Genomic DNA, 12,986 nt, shown 5'->3' on the forward strand with positions numbered 1-12,986 from the left:
GATTAGTTGGAGCTTGTTCTCATAAAATCGTATAAACAATTGAGTCTATATGAGAAAGATTGGTTATCAATTTTAGAAGCAAATGAAAATAGAAACCCTTATTTAGAGTATGAATTTCTATATAAATTATGGTTGAACTTAGGACAAAAGGAAGGTATAGAAATCTATGCTGTAAAAGAGCATAATCGTATTATTGCATTTTTTCCATTCCATTCTAAAGAAACCTGGTTTGGTTATATACTTTGTTTTGTTGCACAGAATGAATTTAATACTATGGATATTATTGCAAAAGAAAGAGATAGAGACCGTGTGATTATGTTTGTTTTTGATGAACTAATTAACATGAAAAAGAGTGTCGTATTCTCGTTAAATGGACTATTTCAAAATGGTAATACGCTGCGTAATTTATCTAAATATTTACAAGCTAGAAGTATGAAAGAATACTTGTTTGTAGATAATAACATCCAATTAAAATCAAAGAGTATTTCCCGAGACTTTTCCCCATACACCACGAAAACTATATTCTCAACTAATACTTTTAGAGCTAAATCGTATCGGAACTTCTTATGGACTAAAGAAATGATTATTTCGAAGGTTAAAAGAAATTCTACTTAGCTAAAAAATGTTTTTGAATTGGTTTAAGGAATTAAAACGAAAAAAAATAGAGGATCATGCATGAACCATGATCCTCTATCAGCTTATATAATTATCTCACACCATATCTCCGCTCAAGATGAAATAGATCGGCATCTTCGTTTCTATTTCCTATTATTAAGTCACTTAAAATATAAGAGCCTAGCATGCTATAGACAGTACCATTTCCACCATATCCAAGTAGATAATAGTGATTGGACTTCGTTGGGTGTTCCCCTATAAATGGAATATTATCAATAGATTCTCCAAAGCTTGCTGCATATGCGTATTCTATTTGAATATCATAGTCGGGGAAGAGCTCTCTTGCTTGTTGTAACAAATTTTCAGCCCGTTGTTGAATGACTTCCTCGGAGTCAGGTGCTTCTGGTTTATCCTCATCTAATCCCCCAACTATTAATCTTCCATCAACTGTTGAGCGAATATATAAATATGGTCGCTGTGTTTCCCAAATTAACGCTTGCTCATACCAATCATTCATTTTCGAGATTGGGTTACTAACGAAAGCAAAAGAGCGGTTAATATCTGCCCCAATTCTTTTGCCAACTGGGGGAGTTTCATAGCCAGTTGTATAGATGATTTGTTTAGCTTTAAAGGAGTTATTAGATGTTTGGATATCTAAATAATCGTTGTCCTCAAATACATCCTTTACCTCCGTATAAGGGAATAAATGTCCACCCAGTTCCTCAATTCTTGTAAGAACTCCATGAACAAACTTAAGTGGGTTAATCTCTGCATCCCCATGAGTAACTAAGGCGCCATGTTTGGTAAAAGGCATTTTTTCCGCCATTTCATTTCTTCCCCAGTAGTCACAAGGGAACCCGTATTTTGTTAATGTGTCATATTCAGCTTTTATCTTTTCTACATCGTTTTCATCGCTCGCATAGCATATACTTGGTCTGCGTATGAAGTCTACTTCGTTTGGAAGTTTTTTCGCAACACGTTCAAGATCATCCATTGCCTCATAACAAAGTTGGTAAAAACGAACAGCATCTTTTTCTCCGATTTGTCCAATTAGTTCGTGTAGCATAATATCATTGGAGTACTGTAAAAGACCGGTATTTGCACTAGAACTGCCTGTAGCCATTTCACGTTTATCTAGTATCGCTATTTTGAGCCCACTTTCAGCTAAAGCAAGTGCTGTAAGAGCACCTGACATTCCAGAACCAACTATGACTACATCGTATATATCGAGTTTTTCATAAGTAGTTTTTGGTGTAAATGGTGTTGTAGTAGTAGGCCAATAAAGAGATCCATTATGTATTTTCATCTTTCATACTCCATTCTATTAGTTTCCTAGTATATACCCAATGTTTAATAGAATGAACCTCCCCATGTTATAATAAGTAAACTTCAAAAAAAGGGTGTTTGAAATGACTCAGGAAAAACCACATGTATTAGTAATAGATGGAATGGCATTATTATTTAGATCGTTTTTTGCCACAGCAATGTCTGGTAATTATTTCAAAAATGATAAAGGAATTCCGACAAATGCGGTGCAAGGTTTTGCTCGGCATGTATTAGCAGCACAAAATTTGATGCAGCCTACTCATATGGCTGTTTGTTGGGACAAAGGGATGCTTACCTTTAGGAATGAGTTATACGACGGTTATAAAGCAAACCGTCCAAAGCCAGCTGAAGAGCTTATTCCACAGTTTGATATGGCTCAGGAGTTGTCTGAGCATTTAGGATGGATGAACTTTGGAATAGTTGGAATGGAAGCAGATGATACCATTGCTTCCATTACACATAAATGGAAGGATGACGCAAGGTTTACGATAGTGAGTGGAGATAAGGACCTGCTTCAATTACTGGAGCCATCTACAGAAATTGCGTTCACGAAAAAAGGTTTTTCTATTTATGATATGTATAATGAATCTCGCTTCTATGAAGAATACGGCATTTCTCCATTGCTTTTCCCTGATGTGAAGGCATTTATGGGAGATTCTAGTGATGGCTATGCGGGCGTAAAGGGAATTGGTCCGAAAACAGCTTTACAACTTGTTCAAACCTATGGAACAGTTGATAAAGTCTTAGAGGCTTTACCGCTTTTGAAAGCTGGTCAACGAACTAAAATTGAAACGGATTTGGAAATGCTAAAGCTTTCTAAAGAGTTAGCTACCATTCGAAGAGATGTCCCGATTGGAGCGGAGCTGGAACATTTAGTATTAAAAGAAATCCCTTCAGCGAAACACGATTTCTTATATGAGCATGGTTATACTATTTTGGCGAGACAGCTTCAAAAATAGTTATTTTCCTATTGGAGTAATTTGGACAAATGTCAAAATCGGTGCATTATCTGAATAGCGAACTCTTCTAATTTGACTTGGACGATTTCTACCTCCATTGTCGTGGATTATTAATACTACTTCACTATCAACTATTTCATAGCCAATAAGTGGAACCCAGTGATAGGAAAACGTAAATTTTTTATTCCACTTTAGTGAAAAGTACTTATCGAATTTTAAGGCAACTGCTCTGCCACTTTTTAGTTCGACCAGAGCATCTCGTAACGTACATTTGTCTACTATCCAATTCTGCCCGAGCAACTTACGCATATTTCGTATAAATCGATAGGTAAATAGCCCAATACGTGTACCTCCCAATTTTTCATACAAATCATTTGGCTGATGGTAACTAGTATTTGGGAACAAATAATTTAATAACACGTAAGCAGTGACTGGACCACACGCAGAAGCGCGGTAGTTAGCTTGAATTGTAGTATCATATTGGGAGTAACCTTGAACCGGTAATTGTATCTTCATGTTCGACCTCCTAATAGAGTTTTCCTTTTTCATGGGAAAACTCTTTTTTTATATCTGAAGCAAATAAATTATTATTCTCTAAATTGTTCGTCTATTCTATAATACAATTTAACACAATCGATAATACTGGAGGAAATAGAATGATTAGGTTACTGCAAAGCAAGGATTTGAAAAAGGCAGCCGATATAGCTTCATTAGCTTATCCTGGAATGCTAATTCAAACGGATGAAAAGAAAAAAGAATTAATAGAGCGTTTGGAAACAGAGCAAAGGGAACCTAATGGAATTCAATTCTTTGGTTGTTTTGATGAACAAGATGAACTTCTTGGGATTTTTCGTGTGAATGATTTCGAGTGCAATATAAATGGAAAGTTTCAACGTATATTTGGTATTGGTATGGTCGCAGTGCATTTATTACATAAAAAAGAAAAAGTAGCTTATCAACTTCTATCTTATTTTCATAACTATGCTAGACAGGAAAAGGTCGCTCTTGTATCACTTTATCCTTTTAATCCAAGTTTTTATCGGAAAATGGGTTACGGTTATGGCCCACTACGATATGAATTTAAATTTAAACCGGGAGAAATGTTAGCTGATGGCAATAAAGGCCGAGTGAAATTTTTAACAGCTTCGGATGAAGAGGCGATTGTAACTCTCTACAATGAATACGCACAAAACAACCATGGTATGTTGAAAAGAACTTGGAAGGAAAGAGAGTATATTAAAGCGAGAAAAACATATTATGTTGGTGTAGAGGAGGAAAATCGTTTAGTCGGGGCTCTAAGTTTCACGTTGGAACCAGTAAAAGATAGTCATTTTCTACATCATCATATGATTATTCATGAATGGATCTGGAGTAACCCAAATGCCTATAAGCAACTCGCTTCATGGATAAGTTCACAACAGGATCAAGTAGATCGAGTTGTTTTCCGCACGAATGATCAATCATTTGTATATAGTCTTTCTAATCCATCGAACGATTCGAATCATGTAATTCCAAGTGTATATCATGAGGTGGCTACTACAGGTTCTGGTATTATGTATCGAATTACAAGTATAGAGTCATTTGTTAATGGCACTAATTTTCATGGTCTAGGAAAACCTCAAGATAAGACAAAAGTTTTATTGGCAATTGAGGATACATTTATTACAGAGCAACATGGATTATATGAATTATCTTATAGTAGTGGGCGGTGGGCGATTCAGAAAGTTGAAGATAATATACAAGCGAATATTACTATTGGAATCCATGATTTAAGTTCGTGGTGGATGGGCTGTGTAACGGTAGAATCTCTATATAATATTGGAGAAGCAGCGATCCATCAGATAGATCCTAAAAAACTAGATGAATGGTTTAAACCAAAAAATGGGCCAATTTGTTTTACGGCTTTTTAAATTACTAGAGCGAAAGTAAAACAAAAGGAGAATCGCTATACAATAAGCAATTCTCCTGATCATTATTTTTTAATGTTAATGGTATTATCGGATTCACCTAAAAGTTTTTTCAATGCTTCACGGAAACTTTTATACGTCTCAATATCAACTTGGATACTAGCATGCACAATTTCACGGATAAAACGAGGATTGAAACCAACATAAATAGGACGAATACCCATTAAACGAAGTGAGCTATTCAAACTGGAAATAGCCAGTGCAAGTTCGTTATAGTCAAAGGCCTCCACATCTTCTACATTAACACCAGTAAAATCAAATACAGCTTGTTCAATTTCTTTGTGTTCTCCAATATATTGAAGCGTTTTAGTTTGAATATTTTCAAAGCGTTCTCTAAACATATAGCCAGCGATAGGGATTAAAATCGTCTTGGGAACGATTGATGGAATAATAGGTGTAGAGATTGTTTTGATAATTTTCTCGTAGTAAGTGATTTTTTCTTTAAGTTCCATTATTTCTTGTTCATGAGACATATAAGTAAGCACCTCTATTATTTTCTGTTCTTTCGTCTAAAAGAAAAGGCTGCTTCTAATAGAAACAGCCTTTCTATCCATATACTTCTTGGTAGCTATGATTCTGTTGCCGTGCTCTTGCAGAAAGCTCGTCGAGTATAAAGGTTAGATGTATTTTACTATAGATACTATCTTACTTACTTTGTGCATCTAAAAATTCTGTAACCTGCTCAGGGGATTTTGCATTTGCGCTATGAAGATGTGCTTTTTTCTCGCCATTTTGGTAAATAAGAAGGCTTGGAATTCCCATTACTTCATATTTTTCAGCTACGTCCGGAAGTTCATCACGATTTACTTCGTACCAAGTGTATTGGTTGTATTTTTCAACGATCGGATCGATGAACATTTCCATACGACGGCAATCAGGACACCAGCCAGCTTCAAATTTTACTAATACCTCTTTATCACCAGAAATGATCTCATTGAATTGTTCAGTAGTTGTAATTTTTTGCATGTTTATTTACCTCCTATGACTTTGTTTACAGTGTACACTGTTTCTTATGTCGGAGAAAGAAAAAAGAATTATTTATTCATTTTATTATTGCGAAAATTTAAATTTTGGTCTAAACTAATAGACATAGAGATTGCTTCTATTTTTTTTGTGAATAAAATGAATGAGCGTTCATTCAAGATGAAGGGGAGGCTTTGCATATGACATATCAAATTAAAAAGGCCGCTGTATTAGGTTCAGGAGTTATGGGGTCAGGAATTGCTGCTCACTTAGCGAATATCGGTATTCCTACATTACTATTAGATATCGTACCAAAAGAGGTAAGCAAAGATGAGGAAGCAAAGGGACTAACTATAGAGCATCCAACAGTAAGAAATAAATTCGCCGGGACAGCTATTCAAAAGTTGTTGAAGCAAAAACCTGCACCACTAAGTGCTAAGAAAAACTTACAGTTAATAACGGCAGGCAACTTAGAGGACGATCTTGAAAAACTAAAAGACGTCGACTGGATTATTGAAGTAGTAGTTGAAAACCTAGAAATTAAAAAGAGTTTATATGAAAGAATAGATGCAATTCGTAAGCCAGGCACAATCATTAGTTCAAATACATCAGGCATTAGTATTAATGCTATGGTGGAGGGTTGTTCGGAAGATTTTGGAAAGCATTTCTTAGGAACACATTTCTTTAATCCTCCTCGTTATTTGAAACTTTTAGAAGTTATTCCAGCTAATACAACAGCTCCTGAAGTTGTAGATTTCATGAAGCAGTTTGGTGAAGATGTATTAGGAAAAGGCGTAGTACTAGCAAAGGATACACCGAACTTCATTGCCAACCGCATTGGTACTTATGGCTTGCTTGTAACACTTCGTGAAATGCAAGCTAGAGGATATTCAGTTGGAGAGGTAGATTCGGTGACAGGACCACTAATTGGTCGTCCTAAGTCTGCGACATTCCGTACATTAGACGTAGTTGGTTTAGATACATTTGCACATGTTGCGAAAAACGTATTTGACCAAACAACTGGTGAGGAACAAAAAGTATTTGAAGTACCTGCATTTATGCAAAAAATGTTGGATAACAAATGGCTTGGTGCTAAAACGGGGCAAGGGTTCTTCTTAAAAGAAGGAAAAGAAATTAAAGAACTAAATCCTGAAACGCTTGAATATGAAACAATGAAGAAATTGAAAACGCCTTCAATGGAAATGGCTAAGCAACAAAAAGGTCTTGCTGCAAAAGTGAGAACATTAACTTATGCAAAAGATAGAACTGGAGAATTACTTTGGAGCATTTTAAGTCCTACACTAATTTATTCGGGTAAATTACACGGAGAAATTGCGGATAATATCGTTGCAATTGACCAAGGCATGAAGTGGGGCTTCGGTTGGCAGCAAGGTCCATTTGAAATATGGGATGCCATCGGAGTAAAGGAATCCGTTGAAAAAATGTCTGCTGAAGGACTTGAAATTCCAGTATTCGCTCAGTCTTTACTTGATAAAGGATTCGAATCCTTCTATAAAGAAGAAGATGGAGATCAATACTATTTTAACGGAACTGATTATTCATTAGTTGCCGTAAGTGATAAAGTAATTGACCTAAAAAGATATAAGAAAAAACATGGCGTGATTAAATCTAATTCGGGTGCTAGTTTAATAGATTTAGGAGATGGAGTTGCTTTACTTGAGTTCCATTCTAAATCGAACTCGATTGGTCTAGATATCCTTCAAATGATTAGCTTTGCGGTGGAGGAAGTTGAGAAGAACTTCAAAGGTCTTGTTATAGGTAACCAAGGGAAAAACTTCAGTGTTGGAGCAAATCTTGGAATGATTTTAATGGAAGCACAGGATGATAATATCTTCGAATTGGATTTTGTTGTTCGTCAATTCCAAAATGCAATGATGAAGATTAAATACTCGGCTAAACCAGTTGTAGTTGCTCCATTTGGAATGACTTTAGGTGGGGGAGCAGAAACATGCTTACCGGCTGCTCATATCCAAGCATCTTCTGAGACTTATATGGGCTTAGTAGAAGCTGGAGTTGGCCTTATCCCTGGTGGTGGAGGTAACAAAGAGCTTTATATTAAGCACTTAAAAGGACTTCCAAACGGTGTCGAGATAGATTATCTATCGGTGGCAAGCAAAGTATTTGAAACGATTGCAATGGCAAAAGTTTCTACATCAGCTGAAGAAGCTCGTGAAAACAACTTCTTGAATTTTGCAGATGGAATTAGTGTTAACCCAGACCACTTAATTTATGATGCGAAGCAAGCAGTACTATCTCTTGCAGAAGCAGGATATAAAGCACCAATTCGTGAAAAAGTTCCTGTATCAGGATCTCCAGGATTTGCGGCACTTGTTTTAGGTGCTGAAGGAATGTTCCTTTCAGGATTTATCAGTGAGCATGATCTTAAAATTGCGAAAAAGCTTGCATATGTTGTTGCAGGTGGAGAAGTTCCATATGGTACGTTTGTAGATGAGCAATATTTACTTAACTTAGAGCGAGAAGCTTTCTTAAGTTTAGTTGCAGATCCAAAATCTCAAGCAAGAATGCAACACATGCTAGTGAAGGGTAAACCACTACGCAACTAGAGTTGTATAAAGGTAAAGGAGGAGAGCTCATGCGTGAAGCAGTATTAGTAGCTGGGGCAAGAACACCAGTAGGTAAAGCGAAAAAAGGTTCTTTAGCGACGGTTCGTCCAGATGATTTTGGAGCGCTAGTAGTTAAAGAAACATTACTAAGAGCGGGTGGATACGATGGCCCGATAGATGATTTTATATTAGGTTGTGCAATGCCAGAAGCAGAGCAAGGGATGAACGTTGCTCGTAATATCGGAGCATTAGCAGGACTGCCGGATACAACTCCAGCAATTACAGTGAATCGTTTCTGTTCATCTGGTTTACAGTCCATTGCATATGGAGCAGAGCGTATTATGTTAGGTCACGCGGAGGCGATTATCGCTGGTGGCGTAGAGTCTATGAGTATGGTTCCAATGATGGGTAATACCATTCGCCCGAACGCACATCTAGCACAAACAGCTCCGCAATACTATATGGGAATGGGGCACACAGCAGAACAAGTGGCCACGAAATATGGTATTAGTCGTGAGGACCAAGATGCATTTGCAGTAAGATCACATGAACTAGCAGCAGCTGCAATTGCTGCAGGAAAGTTCAATGATGATATTGTACCTGTTGAAGTTATCAAGCATTTTGTAGACGAAAACAATAAAGCACAACAGAAAAAATTCATGTTCGAAATGGACGAAGGCGTACGTGTTGGAACTTCACTGGAAACACTTGCAAAATTACGTCCTGCATTCAATGTTCGTGGATCCGTAACGGCAGGAAATGCTTCACAAACTTCTGATGGAGCAGGCGCTGTTCTAATCATGGACCGTGAAGTTGCTGAAGCACAAGGATTAAAACCGCTTGCAAAATTCCGTTCTTTTGCAGTTGGTGGAGTACCTCCTGAAGTAATGGGGATTGGACCGATTGTAGCAGTACCAAAAGCATTAAAACTTGCTGGTTTATCCATTGAGGACATCGATCTTTGGGAGATCAACGAAGCATTTGCTTCTCAATCAATTCAAGTTGTTCGTCATTTAGGTTTAGATATGGATAAGGTGAATGTAAATGGTGGAGCAATTGCACTTGGTCATCCACTTGGAGCGACGGGAACAATCTTAACATTGAAAATGATGAGTGAGTTAAGACGTCAAGGGAAGCAATTCGGCGTTGTTACAATGTGTATCGGTGGCGGTATGGGAGCTGCTGGAGTTTTCGAATTACTATAAGAATCTTTTAAACAAATAGGAGGAATATATATGAACGAATTAAAAGAGGCAATCAAAGGCGGAGCGTTTTTAGTAGAAGATTTGGACGCTAGTCGTATATTTACACCAGAGGATTTTAACGACGAGCAAAAGATGATTGCGAAAACGACAGAGGAGTATGTTAAAAACTCAGTACTTCCAGTGGTAGAAAACTTGGAGCATCATGAATTTGAACACTCTGTTCGTTTATTAAAAGAAGCGGGTGACCTAGGTCTACTTGCAGCTGATATTCCAGAAGAATATGGTGGAATTGGCTTAGACAAAATTTCTTCTGCACTAATTTCAGAAAAAATGTCTGTAGCCGGTGGATATTCTATTACTCACGGAGCACATGTTGGAATTGGTACACTGCCAATCGTTCTATTTGGTAATGAAGAACAAAAACAAAAATACCTTCCGTCATCTGCATCAGGTGAGAAGATATTTGCTTATGCACTTACAGAACCAGGTTCAGGATCTGATGCACTAGGCGCAAAAACTACGGCGAAGTTAAATGCTGAAGGTACACATTATGTATTAAATGGGGAAAAACAATGGATTACTAATGCTGGATTTGCAGATGTATTCGTTGTTTACGCTAAAGTGGATGGAGACAAATTCTCTGCATTTATCGTAGAAAAAACATTCCCAGGCGTGTCTGTAGGAGCAGAAGAGAAGAAAATGGGTATTAAATCATCTTCAACTCGTACATTAATCTTACAAGATGCTCAAGTTCCTGTTGATAATCTTTTAGGTGAAATCGGACGCGGTCACGTTATCGCTTTCAACATATTAAATATTGGTCGTTATAAATTAGGGGTAGGTACAATCGGTGGATCTAAACGTGCGTTAGAATTAGCAATCGCTTATACAAACCAACGTCAACAATTTAAAACACCAATCTCTTCCTTTAATTTAACGAAGAACAAACTAGCTACAATGGCTTCAAAATTATATGCAACAGAAAGCTTAATCTATCGTACTGTAGGATACTTTGAAGAGCGTATGAGTCAGTTAAGCCCAGAAGAGCAAAAAGACGGAAAAGCAATCGCTGCTTCTATCGCTGAATATGCAATTGAATGTTCTATTAACAAAGTAGTAGGATCTGAGGTTCTAGATTATATTGTTGACGAAGCTGTTCAATTACATGGTGGATATGGCTTCATGCAAGAGTATGAAGTAGAGCGCCTATACCGTGACTCTCGTATTAACCGCATCTTCGAAGGAACAAACGAAATCAACCGCTTAATCGTTCCAGGAACATTCCTGAAAAAAGCAATGAAGGGTGAATTGCCACTTCTTCAAAAAGCTGCGGGCTTACAAGAAGAGCTATTAATGATGATGCCTGAAGAGGTTGGAACAGAAGCACTTGCACAAGAAAAAGTATTAGTAGCTAATGCGAAGAAAATTGGTATTTTAGTAGCTGGGCTTGCTGCTCAACGTTTTGGTACAAAACTAGAGGCAGAGCAAGAAGTACTAGTGAACATTGCGAATATCGCTAATAACCTATTTGCTATGGAATCCGCAGTCCTTCGTACAGAAAAAGCTATCGGTCGTGATGGAGAAGAAAAAGCAGCACAAAAACTTCTTTATACACAAATCTTTACACAAGAAGCGTTTATCGAAATCGAACAAGCGGCAAAAGAAACTCTTATTGCAGCTGTAGATGGAGATAACCAACGTATGATGATTTCTGCTTTACGCAAATTGACTCGCTACACTCCATACAACGTAATTGAGAAAAAACGTGAAGCATCGGTTAAACTGATCGAAGCAGAAAAATACGTTCTTTAATCAATTCATGAAAAAGCCGATTCCTTGTGGATCGGCTTTTGTGAAGATTAGGACTATATAAAATTGTACCGTGAACACTGTGTTTTAAGGGTGAAAGAATGAATAATTACTAATACTGATTTGCGTTTCAGGTGGACGCGTTTCGCGGGATGAGTGATGAGCTCATCCCGCAGAAGTCGCCACCTTTCACTTTAATCAATTAAGTTAGTAGTACTCAATTTTAAAATATTGCATAGCTTCTCGCTTAGATATTAAGAGTAGTCAAAGTTAATATAGGGATAAAACCTTCTGCTTGGTTAGGAACATTATCTTTGATAGGATTCCCTTTCAGCCTTACTTATTTTAAAAGAAATTTGTATATTTAGGTGGTTTTATAATTAATTATCCGATCATTTAAAGCGGATCTAGTTGTTTGGAGCGCAGAGCGGTGACTCCAGTGGGAACAGCACGAGCTGAAGATCCTGGACTGAGCATCGCGTTGGGAAGCGGCTGAAGCCGGGCCCACGGAAAGCGTCCGCTTGAAGCGGAAATTATGGGCATTTCTATATTCTTATTTTTAAAGGGCCGGGCGCATTTTGCTCGGTTTTTCTTGATTGGAGGCTGAATCATATATTAATTTATTCAAAATAATTGCCTATCCTTTCCGCTTTTATGTATGATTAAGAGAAAAAGGTGGTACAACATGACTATTCAATATTATGGCTATCCAAAATGTACAACGTGCAGAAAAGCAAGTAAATGGTTAAAAGATAACGGAATAGAATACATAGACAATCATATAGCTGAAAGTCCCCCAACGAAAGAAACTCTTCAAAAAATGTTTGAGGTAAGTGGACTAGAACTAAAAAAATTCTTTAACACTTCCGGTATGAAATATCGCGAGCTTGGACTAAAAGACAAGCTTCCAACAATGTCAGAAGACGAACAACTATCCTTGCTTGCTTCGGATGGAATGCTTATTAAACGACCAATTGTTTTTGACGGGATTAAATTAACGCTAGGCTTCAAGGAGCAACAGTTTGAGGATGTATGGAAGACTTCTTAAAGTCACTTGTTTTTACTATTAAAATATGTGAATATAGTAGATGAATGTATTATTAATGGAGAGGGGTATATAATATGAACGCACCTAAAGATTTAAAATACTCAGCAGAGCATGAATGGGTAAAAACTGAAGGCGGCAATGTCCGTATCGGTATTACTGAATTTGCACAATCTGAACTTGGAGATATCGTTTTTGTTGAACTTCCACAAGTTGGAGATGAGATCAAAGCAGGAGATCCGTTTGGAAGTGTTGAATCGGTTAAAACTGTTTCTGAACTGTATGCACCAATTAGCGGTAAAGTAGTAGAGGTAAATACAGAACTAGAAGATAGCCCTGAGTATGTTAACGAATCCCCTTATGAAAATGCATGGATGATTGTTATTGAACCATCTGATGCAGCTGAAGTGGATGGTTTACTTTCTCCAGAAAAATACGAAGAATTAATTTCAGAATAATTTCGAAAACGCCGCTTAATATCGGCGTTTTTTTCATATAATATTGGAAAGGGC

At 37.2% G+C, this 12,986-nt stretch carries 12 protein-coding genes; 8 read left to right on the plus strand and 4 right to left on the minus strand.

Annotated elements, in window-relative coordinates:
- Positions 1-39: 39 nt before the first annotated feature.
- On the plus strand, positions 40-615 hold the full coding sequence (locus BM260_RS12825) for a GNAT family N-acetyltransferase (protein ID WP_175496296.1): 576 nt from the start codon (positions 40-42) through the stop codon (positions 613-615).
- Positions 616-706: 91 nt separating this feature from the next.
- Here the strand turns inward: BM260_RS12825 and BM260_RS12830 are convergent, their stop codons facing one another.
- Positions 707-1,921 (minus strand): NAD(P)/FAD-dependent oxidoreductase, encoded by a 1,215-nt coding sequence (locus BM260_RS12830; protein ID WP_093537743.1) that lies wholly within the window; start codon positions 1,919-1,921, stop codon positions 707-709.
- Positions 1,922-2,024: 103 nt separating this feature from the next.
- Between BM260_RS12830 and BM260_RS12835 the strand changes: the two genes are divergently transcribed.
- On the plus strand, positions 2,025-2,900 hold the full coding sequence (locus tag BM260_RS12835; protein ID WP_093537744.1) for a 5'-3' exonuclease: 876 nt from the start codon (positions 2,025-2,027) through the stop codon (positions 2,898-2,900).
- Here the strand turns inward: BM260_RS12835 and BM260_RS12840 are convergent, their stop codons facing one another.
- A complete protein-coding gene (locus BM260_RS12840; RefSeq protein ID WP_093537745.1) occupies positions 2,901-3,416 on the minus strand; it encodes a C39 family peptidase in 516 nt (171 codons plus the stop codon).
- Between the two features lie 140 nt (positions 3,417-3,556).
- On the opposite strand from BM260_RS12840, the gene BM260_RS12845 reads away from it, so the two are divergent.
- Positions 3,557-4,810 (plus strand): GNAT family N-acetyltransferase, encoded by a 1,254-nt coding sequence (locus BM260_RS12845; RefSeq protein ID WP_093537746.1) that lies wholly within the window; start codon positions 3,557-3,559, stop codon positions 4,808-4,810.
- 62 nt (positions 4,811-4,872) lie between these two features.
- Here the strand turns inward: BM260_RS12845 and BM260_RS12850 are convergent, their stop codons facing one another.
- Both BM260_RS12850 and BM260_RS12855 read right to left on the minus strand, forming a co-directional pair.
- The gene (locus tag BM260_RS12850) at positions 4,873-5,340 is read right to left on the minus strand and encodes an STAS domain-containing protein (RefSeq protein WP_093537747.1); all 468 of its coding nucleotides are present in this window, start codon (positions 5,338-5,340) and stop codon (positions 4,873-4,875) included.
- A 172-nt stretch (positions 5,341-5,512) separates the two neighbouring features.
- Positions 5,513-5,833 carry a thioredoxin family protein gene (locus BM260_RS12855; RefSeq protein WP_093537748.1) on the minus strand — a complete coding sequence of 107 codons (321 nt, stop codon included), beginning with the start codon at positions 5,831-5,833 and terminating at the stop codon, positions 5,513-5,515.
- A 197-nt stretch (positions 5,834-6,030) separates the two neighbouring features.
- Between BM260_RS12855 and BM260_RS12860 the strand changes: the two genes are divergently transcribed.
- From BM260_RS12860 to gcvH, 5 genes are all read left to right on the plus strand, one after another.
- Positions 6,031-8,415, plus strand: a complete 2,385-nt coding sequence (locus tag BM260_RS12860) for a 3-hydroxyacyl-CoA dehydrogenase/enoyl-CoA hydratase family protein (RefSeq protein ID WP_093537749.1) — start codon at positions 6,031-6,033, stop codon at positions 8,413-8,415.
- A 29-nt stretch (positions 8,416-8,444) separates the two neighbouring features.
- Positions 8,445-9,620 carry an acetyl-CoA C-acetyltransferase gene (locus BM260_RS12865; protein ID WP_093537750.1) on the plus strand — a complete coding sequence of 392 codons (1,176 nt, stop codon included), beginning with the start codon at positions 8,445-8,447 and terminating at the stop codon, positions 9,618-9,620.
- A 30-nt stretch (positions 9,621-9,650) separates the two neighbouring features.
- Positions 9,651-11,432: an acyl-CoA dehydrogenase family protein gene (locus BM260_RS12870; protein ID WP_093537751.1), complete on the plus strand. Its 1,782-nt coding sequence runs from the start codon at positions 9,651-9,653 to the stop codon at positions 11,430-11,432.
- A gap of 682 nt (positions 11,433-12,114) precedes the next feature.
- Positions 12,115-12,477, plus strand: a complete 363-nt coding sequence (locus BM260_RS12875; protein WP_093537752.1) for an arsenate reductase family protein — start codon at positions 12,115-12,117, stop codon at positions 12,475-12,477.
- A 74-nt stretch (positions 12,478-12,551) separates the two neighbouring features.
- On the plus strand, positions 12,552-12,932 hold the full coding sequence (gene gcvH / locus BM260_RS12880) for a glycine cleavage system protein GcvH (protein WP_093537753.1): 381 nt from the start codon (positions 12,552-12,554) through the stop codon (positions 12,930-12,932).
- Positions 12,933-12,986: the final 54 nt, after the last annotated feature.

It is taken from the genome of Psychrobacillus psychrotolerans (assembly GCF_900115805.1).
GTDB lineage: Bacteria > Bacillota > Bacilli > Bacillales_A > Planococcaceae > Psychrobacillus > Psychrobacillus psychrotolerans.

Coding starts and splice junctions, on each gene's coding strand:
- BM260_RS12860 (WP_093537749.1), top strand. CDS start 6,031: ATGACATATCAAATTAAAAAGGCCGCTGTATTAGGTTCAGGAGTTATG.
- BM260_RS12835 (WP_093537744.1), top strand. CDS start 2,025: ATGACTCAGGAAAAACCACATGTATTAGTAATAGATGGAATGGCATTA.
- BM260_RS12850 (WP_093537747.1), bottom strand. CDS start 5,340: ATGTCTCATGAACAAGAAATAATGGAACTTAAAGAAAAAATCACTTAC.
- BM260_RS12855 (WP_093537748.1), bottom strand. CDS start 5,833: ATGCAAAAAATTACAACTACTGAACAATTCAATGAGATCATTTCTGGT.
- BM260_RS12845 (WP_093537746.1), top strand. CDS start 3,557: ATGATTAGGTTACTGCAAAGCAAGGATTTGAAAAAGGCAGCCGATATA.
- BM260_RS12870 (WP_093537751.1), top strand. CDS start 9,651: ATGAACGAATTAAAAGAGGCAATCAAAGGCGGAGCGTTTTTAGTAGAA.
- BM260_RS12865 (WP_093537750.1), top strand. CDS start 8,445: ATGCGTGAAGCAGTATTAGTAGCTGGGGCAAGAACACCAGTAGGTAAA.
- gcvH (WP_093537753.1), top strand. CDS start 12,552: ATGAACGCACCTAAAGATTTAAAATACTCAGCAGAGCATGAATGGGTA.
- BM260_RS12840 (WP_093537745.1), bottom strand. CDS start 3,416: ATGAAGATACAATTACCGGTTCAAGGTTACTCCCAATATGATACTACA.
- BM260_RS12875 (WP_093537752.1), top strand. CDS start 12,115: ATGACTATTCAATATTATGGCTATCCAAAATGTACAACGTGCAGAAAA.
- BM260_RS12830 (WP_093537743.1), bottom strand. CDS start 1,921: ATGAAAATACATAATGGATCTCTTTATTGGCCTACTACTACAACACCA.